Annotated in this window: 21 protein-coding genes; 8 read left to right on the top strand and 13 right to left on the bottom strand. The window is 72.5% G+C overall.

Annotated elements, in window-relative coordinates:
• The first annotated feature begins 15 nt into the window (after positions 1-15).
• Positions 16-792 carry a nucleotidyltransferase family protein gene (locus tag AMK16_RS32345; protein ID WP_073920904.1) on the top strand — a complete coding sequence of 259 codons (777 nt, stop codon included), beginning with the start codon at positions 16-18 and terminating at the stop codon, positions 790-792.
• 106 nt (positions 793-898) lie between these two features.
• Here AMK16_RS32345 and AMK16_RS32340 read toward each other — a convergent pair whose 3' ends face one another.
• The 6 genes from AMK16_RS32340 to AMK16_RS32315 all read right to left on the bottom strand — a co-directional run bounded on the left by AMK16_RS32340 (position 899) and on the right by AMK16_RS32315 (position 7,210).
• Positions 899-2,446, bottom strand: coding sequence for a DoxX family protein (locus AMK16_RS32340; RefSeq protein ID WP_073920903.1), 1,548 nt, complete (start codon positions 2,444-2,446; stop codon positions 899-901).
• Positions 2,447-2,606: 160 nt separating this feature from the next.
• A complete protein-coding gene (gene rlmB, locus AMK16_RS32335) occupies positions 2,607-3,578 on the bottom strand; it encodes a 23S rRNA (guanosine(2251)-2'-O)-methyltransferase RlmB (protein ID WP_073920902.1) in 972 nt (323 codons plus the stop codon).
• Between the two features lie 94 nt (positions 3,579-3,672).
• Positions 3,673-5,073: a cysteine--tRNA ligase gene (gene cysS, locus AMK16_RS32330; RefSeq protein WP_073920901.1), complete on the bottom strand. Its 1,401-nt coding sequence runs from the start codon at positions 5,071-5,073 to the stop codon at positions 3,673-3,675.
• A 105-nt stretch (positions 5,074-5,178) separates the two neighbouring features.
• Entirely contained in the window at positions 5,179-5,715 is a 537-nt protein-coding gene (gene ispF, locus AMK16_RS32325) for a 2-C-methyl-D-erythritol 2,4-cyclodiphosphate synthase (RefSeq protein WP_073920900.1), read from the bottom strand.
• Positions 5,705-6,451, bottom strand: coding sequence for a 2-C-methyl-D-erythritol 4-phosphate cytidylyltransferase (gene ispD, locus AMK16_RS32320; RefSeq protein WP_073920899.1), 747 nt, complete (start codon positions 6,449-6,451; stop codon positions 5,705-5,707). Before ispD ends, ispF begins: the two co-directional genes overlap by 11 nt.
• A gap of 276 nt (positions 6,452-6,727) precedes the next feature.
• On the bottom strand, positions 6,728-7,210 hold the full coding sequence (locus AMK16_RS32315; RefSeq protein ID WP_003953493.1) for a CarD family transcriptional regulator: 483 nt from the start codon (positions 7,208-7,210) through the stop codon (positions 6,728-6,730).
• Positions 7,211-7,843: 633 nt separating this feature from the next.
• Here AMK16_RS32315 and AMK16_RS32305 point away from each other — a divergent pair.
• Positions 7,844-8,530, top strand: coding sequence for a DUF461 domain-containing protein (locus AMK16_RS32305; protein ID WP_073920898.1), 687 nt, complete (start codon positions 7,844-7,846; stop codon positions 8,528-8,530).
• Between the two features lie 99 nt (positions 8,531-8,629).
• Here AMK16_RS32305 and AMK16_RS32300 read toward each other — a convergent pair whose 3' ends face one another.
• Positions 8,630-9,310 carry a response regulator transcription factor gene (locus tag AMK16_RS32300; RefSeq protein WP_030387286.1) on the bottom strand — a complete coding sequence of 227 codons (681 nt, stop codon included), beginning with the start codon at positions 9,308-9,310 and terminating at the stop codon, positions 8,630-8,632.
• Complete coding sequence (locus AMK16_RS32295) at positions 9,307-10,611, bottom strand: sensor histidine kinase (RefSeq protein ID WP_073920897.1); 1,305 nt, start codon at positions 10,609-10,611, stop codon at positions 9,307-9,309. The genes AMK16_RS32300 and AMK16_RS32295 overlap by 4 nt, the downstream gene beginning before the upstream one ends.
• Before the next feature lie 215 nt (positions 10,612-10,826).
• Here AMK16_RS32295 and phoU point away from each other — a divergent pair, with 215 nt between their 5' ends.
• Entirely contained in the window at positions 10,827-11,504 is a 678-nt protein-coding gene (gene phoU / locus AMK16_RS32290; RefSeq protein ID WP_073920896.1) for a phosphate signaling complex protein PhoU, read from the top strand.
• A 113-nt stretch (positions 11,505-11,617) separates the two neighbouring features.
• Positions 11,618-11,767, top strand: coding sequence for a hypothetical protein (locus tag AMK16_RS36820; protein WP_199885674.1), 150 nt, complete (start codon positions 11,618-11,620; stop codon positions 11,765-11,767).
• A gap of 104 nt (positions 11,768-11,871) precedes the next feature.
• On the opposite strand, the gene AMK16_RS32285 is transcribed toward AMK16_RS36820, so the two are convergent.
• A complete protein-coding gene (locus tag AMK16_RS32285; protein WP_073920895.1) occupies positions 11,872-12,630 on the bottom strand; it encodes a phosphoglyceromutase in 759 nt (252 codons plus the stop codon).
• Between the two features lie 152 nt (positions 12,631-12,782).
• On the opposite strand from AMK16_RS32285, the gene AMK16_RS32280 reads away from it, so the two are divergent.
• Positions 12,783-14,273, top strand: a complete 1,491-nt coding sequence (locus tag AMK16_RS32280; RefSeq protein WP_073920894.1) for an MDR family MFS transporter — start codon at positions 12,783-12,785, stop codon at positions 14,271-14,273.
• 54 nt (positions 14,274-14,327) lie between these two features.
• Here the strand turns inward: AMK16_RS32280 and AMK16_RS32275 are convergent, their stop codons facing one another.
• Together AMK16_RS32275 and mshA are read right to left on the bottom strand one after the other, a co-directional pair.
• Entirely contained in the window at positions 14,328-14,813 is a 486-nt protein-coding gene (locus tag AMK16_RS32275; protein ID WP_079191880.1) for a YbjN domain-containing protein, read from the bottom strand.
• Entirely contained in the window at positions 14,806-16,188 is a 1,383-nt protein-coding gene (gene mshA, locus AMK16_RS32270; RefSeq protein WP_073920892.1) for a D-inositol-3-phosphate glycosyltransferase, read from the bottom strand. Before mshA ends, AMK16_RS32275 begins: the two co-directional genes overlap by 8 nt.
• A gap of 271 nt (positions 16,189-16,459) precedes the next feature.
• On the opposite strand from mshA, the gene AMK16_RS32260 reads away from it, so the two are divergent.
• The 3 genes from AMK16_RS32260 (at position 16,460) to AMK16_RS32250 (ending at position 20,237) form a co-directional block, all read left to right on the top strand.
• Positions 16,460-17,290, top strand: a complete 831-nt coding sequence (locus tag AMK16_RS32260) for an SAM-dependent methyltransferase (protein WP_073920890.1) — start codon at positions 16,460-16,462, stop codon at positions 17,288-17,290.
• Positions 17,291-17,601: 311 nt separating this feature from the next.
• The gene (locus AMK16_RS32255) at positions 17,602-18,633 is read left to right on the top strand and encodes a C40 family peptidase (protein ID WP_338014526.1); all 1,032 of its coding nucleotides are present in this window, start codon (positions 17,602-17,604) and stop codon (positions 18,631-18,633) included.
• 221 nt (positions 18,634-18,854) lie between these two features.
• Entirely contained in the window at positions 18,855-20,237 is a 1,383-nt protein-coding gene (locus AMK16_RS32250) for a PP2C family protein-serine/threonine phosphatase (RefSeq protein ID WP_073920888.1), read from the top strand.
• Between the two features lie 14 nt (positions 20,238-20,251).
• Here AMK16_RS32250 and AMK16_RS32245 read toward each other — a convergent pair whose 3' ends face one another.
• Together AMK16_RS32245 and AMK16_RS32240 are read right to left on the bottom strand one after the other, a co-directional pair.
• The gene (locus tag AMK16_RS32245; protein WP_073920951.1) at positions 20,252-20,590 is read right to left on the bottom strand and encodes a DUF2516 family protein; all 339 of its coding nucleotides are present in this window, start codon (positions 20,588-20,590) and stop codon (positions 20,252-20,254) included.
• A gap of 118 nt (positions 20,591-20,708) precedes the next feature.
• Entirely contained in the window at positions 20,709-21,317 is a 609-nt protein-coding gene (locus AMK16_RS32240) for a hypothetical protein (RefSeq protein WP_073920887.1), read from the bottom strand.
• Positions 21,318-21,332 lie beyond the last annotated feature (15 nt).

The following is a 21,332-nucleotide window of genomic DNA, read 5'->3' as shown; positions in this document are numbered from 1 at the left end:
CCTACGCTGGCGGGCATGACCGACGCAGACCCCTCCGCTCCCGCCCCCCGATCCGTCTCCCCCGCGGCCGCGTTCCCCGACGCCCCCACCCAGGCAGTCGTCCTGGCGGGCGGTCAGGGATCGCGGCTGCGGCCGTACACGGACGACCGGCCGAAGCCGATGGTCGAGATCCCGGGGACGGGAGTGCCGATCATCGGGCACCAGCTGGCGTGGCTGGCCTCGGAGGGGGTCACGGACGCCGTCGTGTCGTGCGGGCACCTGGCCGGGGTGCTCCAGGAGTGGCTCGCGGGGGCGGAGTTGCCGCTGCGGGTGACCACGGTGGTGGAGGAGGAGCCGCTGGGGCGCGGCGGGGGCCTGAAGTACGCGGCACGCCACCTGCCCCACCAGGACCGGGCCTGGTACGCCACCAACGGGGACATCTGGACTCGTTTCTCGCTGCGGGAGATGGCCGGGTTCCACGCGGAGCGCGGCGCGGTCGCCACGCTCGCCCTGGCCCGCCCGCGGATCCCGTGGGGGGTGGTGGAGACGAACGACTTCGGGCAGGTACTGGACTTCATCGAGGCCCCGCCCTCGCCGTACCCGGTGAACGCCGGGGTGTACGTCTTCGGTCCCGAATTCGCGGCGCTGCTTCCGGACTTGGGCGATCACGAACGCACCACCTTCCCGCGCCTGGCGCGTGCGCGCCGCCTCGCGGGCTTCCCGCTGCCCCAGGGGTCCTACTGGCGGGCGATCGACACCGTGAAGGACCTGACCGAGGCCGCACGGGAGTTGGCGGCCCAGGCGGGCTCCTGAGGCTCCTCACCCGCCCGTACGGTGCTTCGCGCGCCCGGGACGCGCGGAAGGGCCCGGCACGCTCGTGCGCGCCGGGCCCCGGTGTCCTCAGGGTGGGTCGGCCGGTTCAGCCGAGGAGCCCCCCGACCAGGCCGGGCTTCTTCGCGCCGCCGGAGGGGCTGGATCCGCCGCCGGTGTTGGTCCCCGTCGAGACCGGCGGCTTCTGCGGGGCGGACTGACGGGGAGTGCTGCGCGGGGTCAGCGTCCTGCCGGTGGCGCCCTTCGTCGCGGCGGGCGGCTGGGAGCCGGCCTCGGCGGTCTCCCGGGCGGGGCCGGGAGGGGCGCTCTTGCCGGACTTGGCGGGCGATTCGGAGGCGGTGGCGGTGGCGGTGGGCTGGACGGTCTTGGCGGGCTGCTGCGTGGGCTGCTGCCTGGCCGGCGCCTTCGGGAGCGGGCGGCCCGGCAGGTAGTTGCTGGGGTCCTGTCCCGGCCCGGGGACGGTGACCACGGTGCTGGAGCGGACGGCGCCGCCGAGGAGCGAGCCGATGAGCAGGGTGAGCCCGCAGACGACGGTGGCCATGACGGCCCCGCGGCGCAGGACGCGCCGGCGCAGCCGCCAGACCTCGGAGCGGGGCCCGAGGGTGCGCCACGCCTCGCCGGCGAGGCGTCCGTCGAGGGAGTAAACGGGGGCGCCCGCGATGATCAGCGGGCTCCAGGCGGCGAGGTAGATGATGTCGGGCGCGTCGTAGGCGGGGACGGTCCGCCAGCTCACCGTCATCAGCAGTGCGGCGGAGAGCAGGGCTCCGAAGCAGGCGGCGAACCGCTGCCACAGGCCGAAGACGGTGAGCACGCCGACGATGACCTGGAGGAAGGCCACGCTGAGGCCGGCGCCGACCGGGTGCGCGAGCGCGAAGTCCCGCAGCGGTTCGGCGAGGGCCCACGGGTGGAGGGTGTGCAGCCAGGTGACCATGGAGCCGCGTTCGCCGCCGTCGAAGTAGACGGGGTCGCACAGCTTGCCCATGCCGGCGTAGATGGAGATGAAGCCGAGGAAGACGCGCAGCGGGAGCAGCACGACGCCCAGGTTCATCCGGCGGCCGGGGTAGTAGGAGGCCTGGCCGCGGGCGTCGGGGCCCGCCCGCCGGGAGTCCGCTCCGGTGCCGCCGCCAGGACCCGTGCCGGGGTGGGCGCCGGGGCCGGGCCCGTAGGGCAGGTCCCGCACCGGGGTCAGGGGGCGCGTCTCGTCGGGGTCCCCGTAGCTGCGCTGACCGATGACGGTCGGCTTGGCCAGGGTCCCTTCGGCGAGGTCGTGGGCCAGGTCGAGGCGCGGGATGACCTGGGTGGCGCCGCCTTCGTAGTCGGCGTAGCCGCGGCCGGCCTCCCGCACGGCCTGGAGCAGTCCGCCCATGGCAGCGGCGTCGTCGCCGGGGGCGGCTTTGCCGCTCCAGACCACGGGTGCTCTGCGGCGGGTGGCGCCCGCGGCTGCGACCACGGCGCCGCCGAGGACGGGCGCGCGGCCGGGGGCGTTCGCGGGCTTGGAACGCGCGCTCGGGCTCGGTGCGAGCCGCACGCGGAAGCTGGCGTGGTTGACGATGACCTGTGCGGGGTCGCACGGCACCTTGACCATGCTCAGCGCGGGCTGGTCGTCGAACCCTGACGTTCTGGTGTCCACACTCATCTAACCGAGTGATCAGTGGTTAGGACACTGCCTTGACGTCAGGGATCTGTCCGAGGCCCGTCAAGATCAAGCCACCCCGCCCACGAGGGGCGGGGTGACACGCTCACGGGTCACTTTCCATGAGCCAAGTGGATCAAGCGGATCCGCCTGCCGGAGCAGGTCAGACGCGGCCGCGGTCGGCGCGGCGGCGCGCCGCCTCGTAGAGCACGACGCCCGCGGCGACACCGGCGTTGAGGGACTCGGCCCCGCCCGGCATCGGGATGCGGACGAGGTAGTCGCAGTTCTCGCCGACGAGACGGCCCAGGCCCTTGCCCTCGGAGCCGACGACGATGACGACCGGGCCGGCGAGCACCTCCAGGTCGTTGACGGTGTGCTCGCCCTCGGCGGCGAGACCGACGATGGTGATGCCGGCCTTCTTGTAGTCCTGCAGGGCGCGGGTCAGGTTGGTGACGCGGGAGACCGGGGTGCGGGCCGCGGTGCCGGCCGAGGTCTTCCAGGCGCCGGCGGTCATGCCGGCGGCGCGGCGCTCGGGGATGACCACGCCGTGACCGCCGAAGGCGGAGACGGAGCGGACGATCGCGCCGAGGTTGCGCGGGTCGGTGACGCCGTCGAGGGCGACGATGAGCGGGTCGTCGCCGTCGTCGTAGGCGGCGGCGGTGAGGTCCTCGGGGTGCGCGTACTCGTACGGCGGGACCTGGAGGACCAGGCCCTGGTGGTTGAGCCCGTTCGTCATGCGGTCGAGCTCGGGGCGCGGGGCTTCCATCAGGTTGATGTTGCCGCGCTGCGCCGCGAGCTGGAGGGCCTCGCGGACGCGCTCGTCGTTGTCGATGAACTGCTGCACGTACAGCGTGGTGGCCGGGACCCCGTCGCGCAGCGCCTCGAAGACCGGGTTGCGGCCGACGACCATCTCGCTGGCGCCCTTGGGACCGCCACGGCGCGGGGCCGGGCGGCGCTTGGCGGCCTGCCGGGCCATGGCGTTGCTGATGCGGTTCGCCTTGTGCTTCTTGCGGTCCTCGGCCTTGGGCGTGGGGCCCCTGCCTTCCAGACCCTTGCGCCGCTGGCCACCGCTGCCGACCGTCGCGCCCTTCTTGTTGGACGTGCGGCGGTTCCTGCGCTGGCTGTTCCCGGCCATGACTTCTACCTGTTTTCGTTGGTGCTGCGGTGTGTACGTATGAAGAGTGTGCCGCCCGGAACGCCGGGCGGCACAACGACCGGGCTGCCCGGGCTCAGCGGGGGCCGAGCGTCCAGCGGGGGCCCGTCGGACCGTCCTCGATGACCAGGCCCGACTGCTGGAGCTGGTCGCGGATGGCGTCGGCGGTGGCCCAGTCCTTGCGGGCGCGGGCGGACTCGCGCTGTTCCAGGACGAGGCGGACGAGCGTGTCGACGGCGCCGTGGAGGTCCTCGCCCCGGTCCGCCTCGCCCGCCCACTGCGGGTCGAGCGGGTCCAGGCCGAGGACGCCGAGCATGGCCCGCACCTCGCAGAGACGGGCGATGGCCGCGTCCTTGTCGTCCGCGGCGAGGGCGCTGTTGCCCTGGCGGACGGTGGTGTGGACGATGGCGAGCGCCTGCGGGACCCCGAGGTCGTCGTCCATGGCCTCGGCGAAGGCGGGCGGGACCTCGGCGGCGGGCTCGACGGCGCCGCCGGCCTTCTCGATGACGCGCTGGTAGAAGCCCTCGATGCGGGCGAAGGCGGACTCGGCCTCGCGCAGGGCCTCCTCGCTGTACTCGATCATCGACCGGTAGTGCGGGGTGCCGAGGTAGTAGCGCAGGACGATCGGGCGCCACTGCTTGACCATCTCGGAGACGAGGACGGAGTTCCCGAGGGACTTGGACATCTTCTCGCCGGACATGGTGACCCAGGCGTTGTGGACCCAGTAGTTCGCGAACCCGTCGCCGAAGGCCTTGGCCTGGGCGATCTCGTTCTCGTGGTGCGGGAAGATCAGGTCCAGGCCGCCGCCGTGGATGTCGAAGGCCTCGCCGAGGTACTTGTGCGCCATGGCCGAGCACTCCAGGTGCCAGCCCGGGCGGCCGCGGCCCCACGGCGTCTCCCAGGAGGGCTCGCCGGGCTTGACGGACTTCCACATGGCGAAGTCGCGCGGGTCGCGCTTGCCCGTCTCGCCGGTGCTCTCCGGCTGGCGGATGTTGTCGAGCTCCTGGCGGGAGAGCGAGAGGTAGCCGGGGAAGGACTTCACGTCGAAGTAGACGTTCCCCTCCGACTCGTAGGCGTGGCCGCGCTCGATGAGGCCGCGCATCATCTCGACCATCTCGGTGACGTGTCCGGTCGCGCGCGGCTCGTAGGTGGGCGGGAGGCAGCCGAGGGCGCCGTAGCCGTCATTGAAGGCGCGCTCGTTCTCGTAGCCGATGGACCACCAGGGGCGGCGCTGCTCGGCGGACTTCGCGATGATCTTGTCGTCGATGTCCGTGACGTTGCGGATGAAGGTGACCTCGTAGCCCCGGTAGGCGAACCAGCGGCGCATCATGTCGAAGTTGAGGCCCGAGCGGATGTGCCCGATGTGCGGGGCGGCCTGCACGGTGGCGCCGCAGAGGTAGATCGAGACACAGCCCGCTGTGAGCGGGGTGAAGTCACGGATCTGCCGGGCGCTGGTGTCGTACAGGCGAATAGTCACGGCATCCAGGGTAGTGCGCCTGTAGCAGTGCCCCGCGACCCTTTGGGGACGCGGGGCGTCTTTGTTGCCGAAGAGTGCGGCCGGCGGTGCGGGCGTACGTCTCGATCAGACCCGGTTCGTCCGGTACACGAGGGCGGTGGCGAGGGCGGCGAGACCCTCGGCGCGGCCGGTGAGGCCCAGTCCGTCGGTGGTGGTGCCGGAGACGGAGACGGGGGCGCCCGCCGCGGCGGCGAGCACCTTCTGCGCCTCTTCGCGCCGTTTGCCGATCTTCGGGCGGACGCCGATCACCTGGACGGCGATGTTGCCGATCTCGAAGCCCTCGGCGCGGACGATGCGGGCGGCCTCCGCCAGCAGGGTGACGCCCGCGGCGCCGGACCACTCGGGGCGGGAGGTGCCGAAGTGCGCCCCGAGGTCGCCCACGCCCGCGGCGGAGAACAAGGCGTCGCAGGCGGCGTGCGCGGCGACGTCGCCGTCGGAGTGCCCGGCGAGTCCGTCCTCGCCCTCCCACAGCAGGCCGGCGCACCACAGCTCACGGCCGGCCTCGAAGGCGTGCACGTCGGTGCCGATGCCGACGAGCGGGATCAACGGCGCGGCGGCGGTCGCGTCAGCGGGGCGCGCCGGGTCGGCGGGGCTAGTAGGCATCGGTGGCCCTCCTGCGGGCGAGTACGGCCTCGGCGAGGACCAGGTGGAGGGGACGGGTGACCTTGAAGGCCTCTTCGTGTCCGGGGACCACCACGACGGTGACGCCCAGGCGCTCCACCATCCCGGCGTCGTCGGTGGCGCCCTCGCCGGCGACGGCGATCTCCTCGTGCGCGCGCACGAGGGTGGCGAGGTCGAAGCCCTGCGGGGTCTGGACGGCGCGCAGCCTGGCCCGCTCCGGGGTCGCGACGACCGGCTCGGGCTCGCCGGGGCCGCCGGGCTCGACCTCCTTGACGGTGTCGGCCAGCGGCAGCGCGGGCACCACCGCGGGCGCTCCGTCGCGGACGGCGTCGATGACGGCGTCCACGGTGTCGACGGGGACCAGCGGCCGGGCCGCGTCGTGGATGAGGACGGAGGTGACGTCCCGCGGGAGCGCGGCGAGGCCGGCCCGCACGGACTCCTGGCGGGTCTCCCCGCCGGGAACGACCAGGACCTCGGTGCGGTCGGGCAGCGCGTGCTCGTTCAGGAGCAGGCGCACCTCGGCGGCCCCGTCACAGGGCGCGACGACGACCACGAGGGAGACCGCCCGGGAGCGGGCCATGGCGCGGACGGCGTGGATGAGCATGGGGATGCCGCCGAGGGCCCGCAGGGCCTTGGGGGCACCGGGGCCGAGGCGTACCCCGCGGCCGGCGGCCGGGATCACCGCGGCGGTGCGGTGGGGGCGCGTTTCGTCAGACATCAGTAGCTCCGAGCCAGGTTTGTGACTTCGGCCGACATGGGTATGGCCTGAAGCGTGCCGGGTGCGACGCCCTCGCCCCTTCCGTGGAACGACCGGTCGAGCAGGCTGCCCGGACCCGGCCCGCCAGTGAGGCGGTGGGCTCAGCGGGTCGTGGATGCAGACATGCCGCAGCGCCCGGCAACAGGCCCCCCGTTGAGGAGAGGCCCTGTCATCGGGCACCGCGGCACAACTGTGCAACCCACTGTTTTGATGAACTTCAGTGCACGGGAACTCGCGTCAGGACGCGAGAACCTCGTCGAGGAGGGCCTCGGCCTTGTCCTCGTTCGTGTTCTCGGCGAGCGCGAGTTCGCTCACCAGAATCTGACGCGCCTTCGCGAGCATGCGCTTCTCACCCGCGGAAAGCCCGCGCTCACGCTCACGACGCCACAGGTCACGCACGACTTCGGCGACCTTGATGACATCGCCAGAAGCGAGCTTCTCCAGATTTGCCTTGTAGCGCCGGGACCAGTTCGTCGGCTCTTCTGCATACGGTGCGCGAAGCACCTCGAAGACCCGGTCCAGCCCGTCCTGGCCGACTACGTCGCGAACACCGACGAACTCCGCATTGTCCGCAGGCACACGAACCGTCAGGTCGCCCTGGGCGACCTTGAGCACCAAGTAGGTCTTGTCCACGCCTTTGATCTGACGAGTCTCAATGGCCTCGATCAGCGCGGCCCCGTGATGGGGATAGACCACGGTGTCGCCAACCTTGAACGTCATGTGACAGGTACCCCTTCCGTGGCTATCCAGGGTAACACGAGAACCGACTGTTATGAATGGCGTTTTCGCAGGTCAGGGCACATCTCGGGGCTTGACAACAACAACACGAACGTGCTGCGCAGGGCCTCGGGAAGAGGGTATTCGCAGGTCGGGGGCGCTGTACGGACCGGGCGAAAGGGCCACGCTACACCCGCCCAGCACCCGCATCAGTGTGACGTACGTCCCGTTTTGCGCGTTTCGCAGCCGAGAAACCGAACTACTCCGTTCGACTGGCGGCCGCCCCCACGGCACGGTTCCGGCCCAATCCGCAATTGATCACGAAGCCGCGTTCGAGGGAATCGTGCAATTGATCATCCGGGGCCGGGGCGGGATATGCGGTGCCCGTGGCCGAATGCAAGATCGCGAGGTGGCCGCGGGACGGCGGCGGGACGGCCGGGACACCTCGCGCGGGGCGGCCGCCGCGCTGCGGAGGGTCGGGTGCGGGGCCAGGGCCACGGCTCGGTAACCTAAGCGCGCTGACACACCCTTAGAGCGGCTTCACCTCAACCGCTTCGAGGGGGCACTTCCCGGTCGCAGCCGGGGGGAGCCACCACCCACCCTCCCCTTCCGTACGTCCAAGGAGTTGCCGCCGCCGTGAGCCGCAGCCTTCGACGCGGCGCCCTCGCCGCCTCCGCCGTCGTGTTCTCGATCGCCTCGCTGGCCGCATGCGGTGCGGGCAAGCACGCGGAGACCCTTCAGATCAAGCCGGACAACGCCGCCGTCACCCAGGGCGACGTCAAGATCCAGAACGTACTGGTGATCACCCAGGGCGCGAAGGACAAGAAGGGCCCCGCCGCCGTCTCGGCGACGGTCTTCAACCAGGGCTCCGCCCCGCAGACCCTGGAGGGCGTCACCCTCCCGGGTGCCAAGGGCAGCAAGGTCGTGCTGAAGCCGGCCGAGGGCGCGGGCAAGGTGACCGTCCCGCCGGGCGGCTCCCTGGTGCTGGGCGGCAAGGGCAACGCCTCCGCCCTGATCGAGGAGGGCTCCGAGGCCGCCGAGAACGGCGACGTCCAGAAGGTCGTCTTCCAGCTGAGCCGGACCGGCGAGGTCGCGCTGGACGCCTTCGTGGTCCCGGCCACCGGCATGTACGCGAACTTCGGTCCCACCGCGGTCCCCGGCGCCAGCCCGTCGGGCAGCCCCTCGGGCACCCCGTCCGGTACCCCGTCCGGCTCGCCGAGCGGCAGCCCCTCGGGCGCGGCTCCGGGCACCCCGGCCGGGGCCTCGTCCGGCAGCCCGGCCGCCACGCCGTCCGGTTCCGCCTCGGGCGGCGCCGGCCACTGAGGTACGCGGCGGCGTACGCAACGCCGCACGCACAGCCCGCACACGGGAAGGGCCCCGGTCGCCGATGCGACCGGGGCCCTTGCCGTGTGCGGAGCCGGCCTACGGCTCGAACTTGTAGCCCAGGCCCCGCACGGTGACCAGGTAGCGCGGCGCGCCCGGGTCCGGTTCGATCTTGGCGCGCAGCCGCTTGACGTGGACGTCCAGGGTCTTGGTGTCACCGACGTAGTCGGCGCCCCAGACGCGGTCGATCAGCTGCATCCGGGTCAGTACCCGGCCCGCGTTGCGCAGCAGCATCTCCAGCAGGTCGAACTCCTTCAGCGGGAGGTCGACCTTCCCGCCGGCGACGGTGACCACGTGGCGGTCGACGTCCATCCGTACGGGGCCCGCCTCCAGCGCCGCCGGGGTGACCTCCTCCGGCTCGCCGCGGCGGCGCAGGACCGCGCGGATGCGGGCGACCAGCTCCCGCGAGGAGAAGGGCTTGGTGACGTAGTCGTCGGCTCCTATCTCCAGCCCGACCACCTTGTCGATCTCGCTGTCCTTGGCGGTCACCATGATCACGGGGACGTTGGAGCGGCCGCGCAGCTGCCGGCAGACCTCCGTGCCGGGCAGGCCGGGGAGCATCAGGTCGAGGAGAACGAGGTCGGCGCCGTTGCGCTCGAACTCGTCGAGCCCGTCGGGGCCGGTCGCGGCGATCGCGACCTCGAAGCCCTCCTTGCGGAGCATGTAGGACAGGGCGTCGCTGAAGGATTCCTCATCCTCGACGACGAGCACTCGGGTCACGGAAGGACCTCCGGGGCAGGGATGGCTGGTGCTGGTGCTGTGGCTGGTGCTGCGGCTGGTGCTGCTTGGGACAAGGTGCGGTCGGGTGACGCCGAGGGTGCCGGTGCCGGTGCCGGTTCCGTCGCGGTGGTCGCGGTGGTGGCGTGCGCCGCGGCCTCGGGGAGTCGCAGCGTGAAGGTGGAGCCCTGGCCCTCGGAGCTCCACACCGAGACCTCCCCGCCGTGCGAGGCCGCCACGTGCTTCACGATCGCCAGGCCGAGGCCGGTTCCGCCCGTGGCACGGGAGCGGGCCGGGTCGACGCGGTAGAAGCGCTCGAAGATGCGCTCGCGGTCCTTTTCCGGGATGCCGATGCCCTGGTCGGTCACGGCTATCTCGATCAAGTCTCCCCCGGGCGCCGCCACCCTGCGCCCGGCGATGCCGACGCGGGTGCGGGCCGGACTGTAGTTGACGGCGTTCTCGACGAGGTTGCCGAGGGCGGCCGCGAGCTGTCCGCGGTTGCCCCAGACGCGCAGGTCGGCAGTACCGCCCGCCGCCATGATGATCTGCTTGGAGGAGGCGGTGTGGCGGCAGCGGTCGATGGCCTCCGCGACCAGCGTGTCCACGCGGACCGGCTCGGCGTCCTCCAGCGGGTCGTCGTTCTGGACGCGGGAGAGGTCGATGAGCTCCTGTACGAGGTTGATCAGCCGGGTCGACTCGATCTGCATGCGGCCGGCGAAGCGGCTGACGGCCTCGGGGTCGTCGGCGGCGTCCATGACGGCCTCGGACAGCAAGGAGATCGCGCCGACCGGCGTCTTCAGCTCGTGCGACACGTTGGCCACGAAGTCGCGGCGCACGGCCTCGATGCGACGGGCCTCGGTGAGGTCCTCGACGAGGAGGAGCACGAGGCGGGAGCCGAGCGGGGCGACGCGCGCCGAGACGGCCAGGGCCTCGCCGCGGCCGGTGCCGCGCCGCGGCAGGTCCAGCTCGACCTGTCGTATCTCGCCGTCGCGCCGGGTGTCGCGGGCCATGTGCAGCATGGGCTCCACGGCCAGCTTCCCGCCGCGGACCAGCCCGAGGGCGTACGCGGCCGAGCTGGCCTTGACCACCGCGTCGCCCTCGTCCAGTACGACGGCGGAGGAGCGGAGCACCGACAGCACGGTGTCCACCCCCGGCGGCAGCACCGCATTGATGTCGGGGCGCATGGAGCTCCGGGTGGGGCGGGCCTGGTCGCGCTCGCTCCAGCGGAACGCCAGCATGGCGATGACACCGGTGCAAAGACCGGCAATCGCTGCAGCTGCGGCGACCGCCGCGTTCACGTCCATGCATCCAGGTTAAGCAGGCAGAACGACACTTCCACAGCCGTTCGGGTGGCACCTCGAACAGTCGTCGCCCAGAGTTCACCCTGGAGACGGTGTTGATTCACTTGCGGTGCCGGAGTCGGACGCGTTCGGAGCCCACCGTGTCAACGTGGGGCACGAGGCCGCCCCGGCCCGGCCCACGGGCGGTAAGGCAAGTGGTCAAGAGAGGGACACCGAACATGCGTGACGCGTACCACGAGGAACTGGACTCGATCGGAGAGGGTCTGGTCGAGATGGCCCGGCTGGTCGGTTCCGCGATCGGGCGGGCCACGACGTCCATGCTCGACGCCGACCTGAAGCTCGCCGAGAGTGTCATCGCCGCCGACCAGAAGGTCGACGACCTGCAGCACGACCTGGAGGCCCGTGCCATCGCCCTGCTGGCCCGCCAGCAGCCGGTCGCCACCGACCTGCGCATCGTGGTGACCTCGCTGCGGATGAGCGCGGACCTGGAGCGCAGCGGCGACCTGGCCCAGCACGTCGCCAAGCTCGCCCGGCTGCGCTTCCCGGCCACGGCGGTGCCGCGGGACCTGCACGCCACGATCCTGGAGATGGGACAGCTGGCGCAGCGCCTGATGGCGAAGGCCGCCGAGGTCATCATCACCAAGGACGTCGACCTCGCCCTCCAGCTGGAGCAGGACGACGACGAGATGGACCAGCTGCACCGCACGCTGTTCCAGCACCTGATGGACGACCGCTGGAAGCACGGCATCGAGACGGCCGTGGACGTGACCCTGCTGGGCCGCTATTACGAGCGCTTCGCGGACCACGCGGTGTCGGTGGCCAAGCGCGTGGTCTACCTGGTGACGGGTGAGCACGCGGACGAGCTCCAGCCCCCCACCCAGGTCGACGGCGCCTGAGTACGGCTCCGCGAGCCCCGATGCGCCGTTGACGCGCCGGTACCGCTGGGCATGAATGAGGCGAAGGGCGGTCCGTCGTGCGAAGTCCCGTACGCCGCCTGCGAGGAGGAACCATGCCCGATTCCCCCGTCCCCGTCACACCGGAGCAGGAGCAGCCGCCGCGGCCACAACCCCTGCGGCTCCCGCTGCTCGCGGCCTGCGGCTGCGGCTCGGGCTGCGGCTGCGGCTGCCAGTCCGGCGCCCCCTGCCAGTGCGGCGGCTGACGCCCACCGCCAAGCGCACCGGAAGGGCCCCGCCCGACACCCAGTCGGCCGGGGCCCTTCACCACCCGCGGCCGCCGCAGCGGCGGCCGCGTGCAGGGGTACCGCTACTTCTTGCCCTGGTTCTTGACGGCCTCGATGGCGGCCGCGGCCGCGGCCGGGTCGAGGTAGGTGCCGCCCGGCTTGAGGGGCTTGAAGTCGGCGTCCAGTTCGTAGGCGAGCGGGATGCCGGTCGGGATGTTCAGGCCCGCGATGTCGGCGTCGGAGATGCCGTCCAGGTGCTTGACCAGGGCGCGCAGGGAGTTGCCGTGCGCGGCAACCAGGACGGTGCGGCCGGTCAGCAGGTCCGGGACGATGCCGTCGTACCAGTACGGCAGCATGCGGACGACGACGTCCTTGAGGCACTCCGTCCGGGGGCGCAGCTCCGGCGGGATCGTCGCGTAGCGCGGGTCGCCGGACTGCGAGAACTCGGTGCCGTCCTCAAGGGCCGGCGGCGGGGTGTCGTACGAGCGGCGCCACAGCATGAACTGCTCCTCGCCGAACTCGGCGAGGGTCTGGGCCTTGTCCTTGCCCTGGAGGGCGCCGTAGTGGCGCTCGTTCAGGCGCCAGGAGCGGTGGACCGGGATCCAGTGCCGGTCGGCGGCCTCGAGCGCCAGCTGCGCGGTGCGGATCGCGCGCTTCTGGAGCGAGGTGTGCACGACGTCGGGGAGCAGGCCGGCGTCCTTGAGCAGCTCACCGCCGCGGACCGCCTCCTTCTCGCCCTTCTCGTTGAGATTGACGTCCACCCAGCCGGTGAACAGGTTCTTCGCGTTCCACTCGCTCTCGCCGTGGCGGAGGAGGATCAGCTTGTACGGTGCGTCGGCCATGCGTACGAGCCTAATGGACGGGCCGGGGCGCTCGCGCGCGGTGTCCACGGCCGCCGATTGACGTCCGCCGTCAATTGGGTGGCGTCGGCAAGGCGACCCCTCGTAATGTGCGGGATGCAGGAGAGACGCTTACATCGCCGGGGGGATTCCTTATGTCCGTTGCCAGTCTGAGACGGGCCGCCCGGGAGAGCGTGTCGGGTCTGCCGCGCGCGTTCTGGTGGCTGTGGACGAGCACCCTGGTGAACCGGCTCGGGGCGTTCGTCGCCACCTTCATGACCCTGTACCTGACCGTGGACCGGGGCTACTCCGCCTCCTTCGCGGGACTCGTGGTGGCCCTCCACGGACTGGGCGGCGTGATCTCCTCCCTCGTCGCGGGCGTGATGACCGACCGGCTGGGGCGGCGGCCCACCCTGATGGCGGCCCAGGCCTCGACCGCCCTCTCGGTGGCGCTGCTGGGCTTCATGGAGCACCCGGCCGCGATCGCCGCCGTGGCCCTGCTGGTCGGCATGACCTCCAACGCCTCGCGGCCCGCCGTGCAGGCGATGATGGCCGACATCGTCCGTCCCGAGGACCGGGTCCGGGCCTTCGCGCTCAACTACTGGGCCATCAACCTCGGCTTCGCCGTCTCCGCGACCGTCGCCGGCTTCGTCGCCGAGTACAGCTATCTGGCCGGCTTCCTCGGGGAGGCCGCCCTCACGCTGGTCTGCGCGGTGCTCGTGTACGTCAAGCTGCCCGAGTCCCGCCCCGCGAAGGGCGACGCGGCCTCGGTGGCCGCGGAGGCGGAGGTCGGGCTGGGCACGGTGGTGCGCGACGGACGTTTCATGGGCGTCGTCGGGCTGTCGTTCCTGATCTCACTGATCTTCATGCAGGGGTCCTTCGGACTGCCGCTCGCGATGGGCGCCGCGGGCTTCTCCACCGGTGACTACGGCCTGGTCATCGCCGCGAACGGCGTCCTGATCGTGCTGCTGCAGATCCCGGTCACCCGCTTCATCGAGCACCGCGACCCCCAGAAGCTGCTGGTCGCCTCGGCGCTGCTGGCGGGCTACGGCTTCGGGCTCACGTTCTTCGGCGGCTCGCTCGGGGTCCTCACGCTGACCGTCTGCGTCTGGACGCTGGCCGAGATCATCAACTCGCCGACCCAGATGGGCCTGGTCGCGCGGCTCTCCCCGCTGCACGGACGCGGCCGCTACCAGGGCATGTACACGCTGTCGTGGGCGGTGGCCTCGCTGGTCGCACCGCTGCTCGCGGGCGGGGTCATCGACCGCTTCGGCGCCGGATGGTTGTGGGGGACCACGGCGCTCCTGGGCACGGCCGCGGGAGTCGGTTACTGGCTGCTGATGCGGAACCTGGGCGACGGGCAGCCCGCCGGGAAGGCAGCGGGCGGGAGCGCGGCGCAGAGCGCGGGCGCAGGCGCAGGCGCGAGGGACACGGACGGGGCCTGCGAGGCGCCCGCCCCGGCCGCGGTCGCCGTTACTGCCGCGGCGGCGGCTACGGCTGTGACTGCCGTGCCCGCGTTGGCAGAGGTGACCGTAGGGGCCGAGGTGACCGCAGTGGCCGACGTGACCGCAGTGACCGCAGTGGCCGAGGTGACCGTAGCGGCCGGGCTGGAGCCGCTCGCCGATCCGGCCGCGCAGACCGCCTGAGCGGTCCGCCGGCCCCGGCCCGCGGCGGCCCCCCGCCCGTGCCGCCCCCGCCCCTCAGGACGGCTGCGTCAGGTGCTTGAACGCATCGAGGTTGGCGGTCGGTTCGCCGCGGGAGACGCGCCACGCGTACTCGCGCCGGATCGCGCTCGCGAAGCCCAGCTCCAGCAGGGTGTTGAAGGCGCCGTCCGCGGCCTCCAGGACCGTGCCGAGCAGCCGGTCCAGCTCCTGCGGGGTGACCACGGCCAGCGGGAGTCGGCCCGTCAGGTAGATGTCGCCGAGGCCGTCGACCGCGTAACCCAGCCCGTACAGCTTGAGGTTGCGCTCCAGCAGCCAGCGGTGGACGGCGGCCTCGTTCTCGTCGGGGTGGCGGATCACGAAGGCGTTGACCGACAGCGAGTGCCGGCCGAGGCGGAGCGAGCAGGTGGTGCTGAGCTTGCGGGTACCGGGGAGCTGGACGACGTACGAGCCCTCGTCGGGGCTCTCCCACGAAAGCCCTGCGTCGGTCAGCGTGCTCTCGATGATCGCTGCGGTGTCAGCCATGGTGGGAGCGTACGCGACGGCGATGATCATGCATGGCGCCCGTGTACACGTCCGCCGTGCCGCTCGCGGCGGTGTCCCAGCCGAAGAACTGCGCGTGCCGCGCGGCCTCGGCTCCCATCCGGTCCGCGAGTCCCGGTTCGTCCACGAAGCGGCGCAGCTCGCGCGCGTAGTCCACGGGGTCGTGACCGGGTACGAGGATGCCCGTCACCCCGTCGTCGACGGCGACGGGCAGCCCGCCGACCGCGGCGGCGAGCACCGGCGTGCCGGTGGCCTGGGCCTCTATCGCGACGAGGCCGAAGGATTCGTTGTACGAAGGCATGACCAGCACGGAGGCGGCGCGGAACCAGTCGGCCAGCAGGTCCTGGCCGACCGGCGGGTGGAAGTGCACGAGTTCGGTGATGCCGAGCCTGGCGGCGAGCTTCTGCAGGCCCTCCGGCTTGGCGAGGCCGCTGCCGCTGGGGCCGCCGACGACGGGGACGAAGAGGCGCCGGCGCAGCGAGGGATCCCGGTCGACCATCTCGGCGACGGCGCGCAGCAGGATGTCCGGGGCCTTCAGGGGCTGGATCCGCCCGGCGAAGAGCGGGATGACGGCGTCCTGCGGCAGGCCCAGGCGGGCGCGGGCGGCGGCCCGGCCGTCGCCCGCGGTGAAGCGGTCGAGGTTCACGCCGGGATGGACGACGGCCACCTTGCCGGGGTCCGCCCCGTAGTGCCGGACGAGCTCGTCGGCCTCCTCGGCGGTGTTGGCGATGAGCCGGTCGGCGGCGGCCACGATCTGGGTCTCCCCGATCACGCGGGCGGCCGGCTCGGGGGTGTCGCCCTCGGCCAGGGCGGCGTTCTTGACCTTGGCCATGGTGTGCATGGCGTGGACGAGCGGGACGCCCCAGCGCTCGGCGGCCAGCCAGCCGACGTGGCCGGAGAGCCAGTAGTGGGAGTGCACGAGGTCGTAGTAGCCGGGTCGGTGCCCGGCCCATGCCTGCATCACGCCGTGGGTGAAGGCGCACAGCTGGGCCGGCAGCTCCTCCTTGGCGAGACCCTCGTACGGACCGGCGTCCACGTGCCGTACGAGGACCCCGGGGGCCAGCTCGACCACGGGCGGCAGCCCGCCGGTGGTGGCCCGGGTGAAGATCTCGACCTCGATGTTGATCGCGGCGAGGCGCTTGGCGAGCTCGACGATGTAGACGTTCATGCCGCCCGCGTCGCCGGTGCCCGGCTGGTGCAGCGGTGAGGTGTGCACGCTGAGCATGGCCACGCGGCGGGGCTTGCGGTGGTGGCCCACGGCCGGGAGGCGCAGCCGCGGCGGTTCGTGGCGGGTGGCGCGGGCGGCGGCGAGGCGGCCGCCGAGACTGCCGCCGAGGCGGGACACGTACTGGCTCAAGGGAGCAGTTCCTCTCGCTCGGACGACGGCTCGGGCAACACGGACGGGCGGGCCCGCGACGGGGACCGCACGCCGTGCCGCACGACGGCTGCGGCGGACGTCGCGGTGACGACCGCCACGACCGCCACGGCGGGCATGACGACAGGAGCGCGGTCGGCGCCCTGCAAGGAGTGCAACCCGAACGGCCGTCCCCCGCATTCCGGGGCGACGGGACTTCCTCGCCGTTTGCCGGATTTTTATCCGGCGGGTCCGCTGCGCTTACCCTCGGCCCATGGCCTCCCGCACCACCCCGCCCCCGCGCCGCGCCCCCGGCCGTCCCGTGGGCTCGGTGACGCGCGGGACGACCAACCCGAACCGGTTGCGCCGGATGGACCGCTGGATCGCGGCCACACACGGCGCGGCGCTGCGCCGCGCCGGTGACCCGGTCGCGGTGGACCTCGGCTACGGGGCCGCGCCCTGGACGGCGGTGGAGCTGCTGGCGCGGCTGCGCGAGGCGGCTCCGCGGGTGCGGGTGGTCGGCATCGAGATCGAGCCGGACCGGGTCGCGGGCGCCAAGCCGTACGAGCGGGAGGGGCTGAGCTTTCGGCACGGCGGTTTCGAGGTTCCGCTGGACGGGCCGGGCGGCGGGGAGCGGCCCGCGCTGATCCGCGCGGCGAACGTACTGCGCCAGTACGACGAGGAACAGGTCGCGTCGGTGTGGGCACGGCTCCGCGGGCGGCTGGCTCCGGACGGGCTGCTGGTGGAGGGGACCTGCGACGAGATCGGGCGGCGGCACGTGTGGGTGGCCCTGGGGCCGGAGGGGCCGCGCACGGTGACCTTCGCGACCCGGCTGGGCTCCCTGGATCGCCCCTCGGACCTGGCGGAGCGGCTGCCGAAGGCGCTGATCCACCGCAACGTGCCGGGCGAGCCGGTGTGGGCTTTCCTGCGGGACTTCGACCGGGCCTGGGCCGCGGCGGCTCCCTACGCCTCGTACGGGGCGCGGCAGCGGTGGATCCGCACGGCGCGCGCGCTGGCGGGCGACTGGCCGCTCGCGGACGGGCCGGGGCGCTGGCGGCAGGGGGAACTGACGGTGCGCTGGGAGGCGTTGCGCCCCACGGGGTGAAAGCGGCCGGACGGGGAACCGGGGAGGGGAGTCGCCCGTTGTGCCGTCGGGGCTGAGGTGTGCGGAGCGGTCCGATCGGGTGGGGGCGGGCGTCCGGTGGGCTCCGGTGGACACGGACAAGATCGGCGGGGCGTCCACAAGGGTGTCGCAATCCACCGAGTCGTGGCACCATCCCGAAAGCAGTGACAAGTTACTGATGAATAGTCAGATCTGAGGCAGAGTGATGCCGGATCCGACTCGGGGTGCCTGGGGGGACCATGGGAGCCGAAAGGCGACGGCGGGGTTCGAGCGCTCTCGTGTTGCTGTGCACGATGGCGATACTGACGGCACCGGGCCTGGTGCCGGGCACGGCGTACGCGGCTCCGGGCGCGCCGGCGGCGCCGCTCACCCCGGCGCCCGCGCCGGGCACGAAGTCCCTGGAGCAGGTCCGCAAGGAGATCGAGGACCTCTACCGCCAGGCGGGCACCGCCACGGACGCCTACAACCTCGCCGAGGCCGAGACCAAGGCCCAGTCGGACAAGATCGTGGAGATCGCCAGGCTGGTCGTGGCCGGCCAGGAACGGATCTCCGCCCTCAAGGGCCGCGCGGGCGCCGCCGCCCGCGCCCAGTACCGCTCGGGCGGACTGCCGGCGGGCGCGAAGCTGGCGCTGAGCGAGGACCCGAACCAGTTCCTGGACGGGGCGGGCCGGCTGCGGCAGGGCGAGAAAGCCGCCTCGGACCTGCTGACCGAACTGGACCGCACGCAGAACGACTTGAACCGGTACGCGCAGGACGCGAGCGCGCACTGGGCGACCCTGGAGGCGAACCGCCTCAAGCAGGAGGCCTCGAAGAAGCAGATCGAGGAGAAGATCAAGGCGGCCGAGGAGCTGGAGAACAAGCTCGAAGCCGAGGAGAAGGCCCGGCTGATCCAGCTGGAGCAGGAGGCGCAGTACAAGGCGCAGACGGCCTGGCTGTCGACGGGCGCGATGAAGGACGTCAGCGGCACGGCGACGGATGCCGGGAAGCGGGCCGTGCAGTTCGCGACGGCCCAGATCGGCAAGCCGTACGTCTGGGGTGCAGTGGGTCCGGGGTCGTTCGACTGCTCCGGACTGACCTCCCAGGCCTGGCTGGCGGCGGGCAGGCCGATCCCGCGCACCTCGCAGGAGCAGCTGCGGCTGCTGCCGAAGGTCGCGCTCAAGGACATGCGCCCGGGCGATCTGATCATCTACTTCGACGACGCGAGCCACGTCGCGATGTACGTCGGCGACGGCGCGATGGTCCACGCCCCGCGCCCCGGGCGCAGCGTCACCCTGGCGGGCGCGGGCTCCATGCCGATCAAGGCGGTGGTCCGCCCGGACGCCTGACCGGCGCGCGGAGGCAACCAACCGGCCCCCCGGGACGTCTCGCCAGACGGGACGAACGCGGCCCCGCCGTGACTTTCGTCATCCAGCGTGGCCGATTTTCCCCCGTGATAGCGGCATATGACACAGGCCCTGGCCCGGAACGGCATTCCGTTCGCCGGGCCAAGGCCGCTAGGGTCGGCCGGACGAGCGCACCCCCGGGGGGAGGGAAGGAACCGGAGACGATGCCCGTACCCGTACCGCGGCAGAGGGACACCCCCGCCACGGAGAGCGGTCAGGCCGTTCTGCACACGGCCGCACCGACCCTCGCGCGAGCGACGGCACCGGCACCCGATCCGGGATCCGGACCGGCACCCGCAGCAGCCTCCGGACCGGTGTCCGGGACGTCGGTCGCACCGGCGACGACCCACGCGACCCCGCTGACCCTCCTGGTCATCGAGGACGATCCCGCGGGCGGCCTCACCGTCCCCGAGATCCTCGCCACCGACGGCCACCGCATCCGGCTCCGCACCGCCCGCAACTTCACCGAGGCCGCACGGCTGCTCACGCCCGACGTGCACTGCATCCTGCTGGACCTGTCCCTGCCCGACACGGGGCCCCGCGCCGCGGCGGCGGCCACCGGCCCGGCCGTGGACCGGCTGGCCGGCCTCCACCAGGTCTTGCGCATCGCCCCCGGGCACGCCGTCCTCGTCCTGACCGACGAGACCGAGGCCGAGCGCGGCGCCGAGGCCGTCCGGGTCGGCGCCCAGGACTTCCTCTTCCGCGACGAACTGGACGGGCGGCTGCTGAGCCGTGCCATCCGCTACGCGGTCGAGAGAAAACGGGCCGACACGGCCCAGTACAAGCTCGCGGAATCGAAACTGCGCGCCCAGGAGAACGCCCGGCTGGAACGCGGACTGCTCCCCAACCCGCTCCTGGAGGGCTCCGACCTCCGCTTCGCCGCCCGCTACCGCCCCGGCCGCAGCCGGGCCCTGCTCGGCGGCGACTTCTACGACACCGTCCGCACCCCCGACGGCACCGTCCACGCCATGATCGGCGACGTGTGCGGCCACGGCCCCGACGAGGCCGCCCTCGGCGTCGAGCTGCGCATCGCCTGGCGCGCCCTGACGCTGGCCGGACTGTGCGGTGACGACCTGCTGGCCACCCTTCAGGAGGTCCTGGAGGTGGAGCGCCCCTGCGACGAGATATTCGCGACGCTGTGCACGGTGGACATCTCTGCGGACGGCCGCCGCGCGGGGCTGTGCCTGGCCGGCCATCCGGCCCCGCTGATATCCCGGCCGGGGCGCCCCGCGCGGCTGCTCCCGTACGAGAACAGCGGCCCGGCGCTGGGGCTGCTTCCCCGGGCCCGGTGGCCCCGGCGCCAGGTCGACCTGGGCGGGACCTGGAGCCTGATGCTCTACACCGACGGGCTGATCGAGGGCCGCATCGGCGAGGGCCGGGAGCGCCTCGGTCAGGACGGCATGATCGAGATGATCAACCGGCACCTGGACAACGGGCTGACCGGCGAGGAGCTGCTGGAGGCCTCCGTCACGGAAGCCCGGCGTCTCAACGGCGGCGAGCTCACCGACGACGTGGCCGTCGTCCTGCTCTCGCGCGGCGGGAGCTGAGCCCCGCCGACGCCCTACCGCCCGCCGTTGTACGGGCCGTACGGCCCGTCGCTGCTGCTGCCGCCGCTGCGCCGGCCGCCGCCCGAGACCTGCTTGAGCGCCGGGCGCACGTCCACGAAGAAGACGATGGTCGCGACGAGACCGGCGATCTGCAGGAAGAGCATCCCGAGGAAGAAGTCCACGAGGACGGTGACGCCGAGGACGACCAGCCAGAAGGTCTTGGTCTGCTTCCCGGCCGCCCGGTACGCGTCCTCCCGCGCCACCAGCGCGAACACGAAGGCCACGACGGCGAGCACCAGCATGGCGAGCCCGAGCAACGGGATCACCCCTTGATCGAACCCGTCCATCAACATCGCTTCGACCGCCTTCTCGTGCTTCTGCTTCGACTCCACGCTACCGGCCCGGACACGCTCACGAACGACAACGGGCCGGACACCGTCAAGGTGCCCGACCCGCAGACGCTCACACGCTTCAGCTCTCGACGCCCGGGGAGGCCGCGGCCTTCTTGGCCGTGCTCTTGCGGGCGGTGGCCTTCCTGCCGGTCTTCTCCTCGGCGGTGGACGCCTCCGGAGCCGACTCCTCGGCGGTCGGCGCCTCCGCGGCGGCCGGCCCGGCCGGAGCGGCGGTCGACGCGCCGGGCTCCACGGCCACGGCGATCTCCACGATCTCCTCCGAGACGCCGCCCCGCCACGCCCGGACGGCCTGCTCGCCGTGCTCGGCGACCTTGTCGTAGGTCTCCTTGGCGCGCACCGCGTACTCGGCGGCCACGCCCACACCGCGCAGCGCCAGGTCCTGCGCGCTCTCCCCGATCTTCTTCGGGTCGATCGCGCCGAGCACCTCGGCGACCTTGGCGGAGACCGCCTCCTGCGCCTCCTTGGCCGCGCCCCTGGCCTTCTCCTGCACGACCTTCGGGTCGGTGTTCTTCACGGCCTCGATGCGGGCGGGGGCCTCGGCGCGCAGCTGCTCGATGAGCCCGGGCACCTTCCTGGCCTGCTGCACGGCCAGGTCGGCGGTGCCGGCGGCGAAGTAGAGAGGGGTCGGGTCGGTGAGGGTCTTCTTCAGGTCATCGGCGATGGCCATGCGGTGGTCCTCCCG

This window comes from Streptomyces sp. CB00455 (assembly GCF_001905445.1).
Taxonomy (GTDB): domain Bacteria; phylum Actinomycetota; class Actinomycetes; order Streptomycetales; family Streptomycetaceae; genus Streptomyces.
Note: the sequence above shows the minus strand (reverse complement) of the source record. Positions and strands in the feature narration are given on the sequence as shown.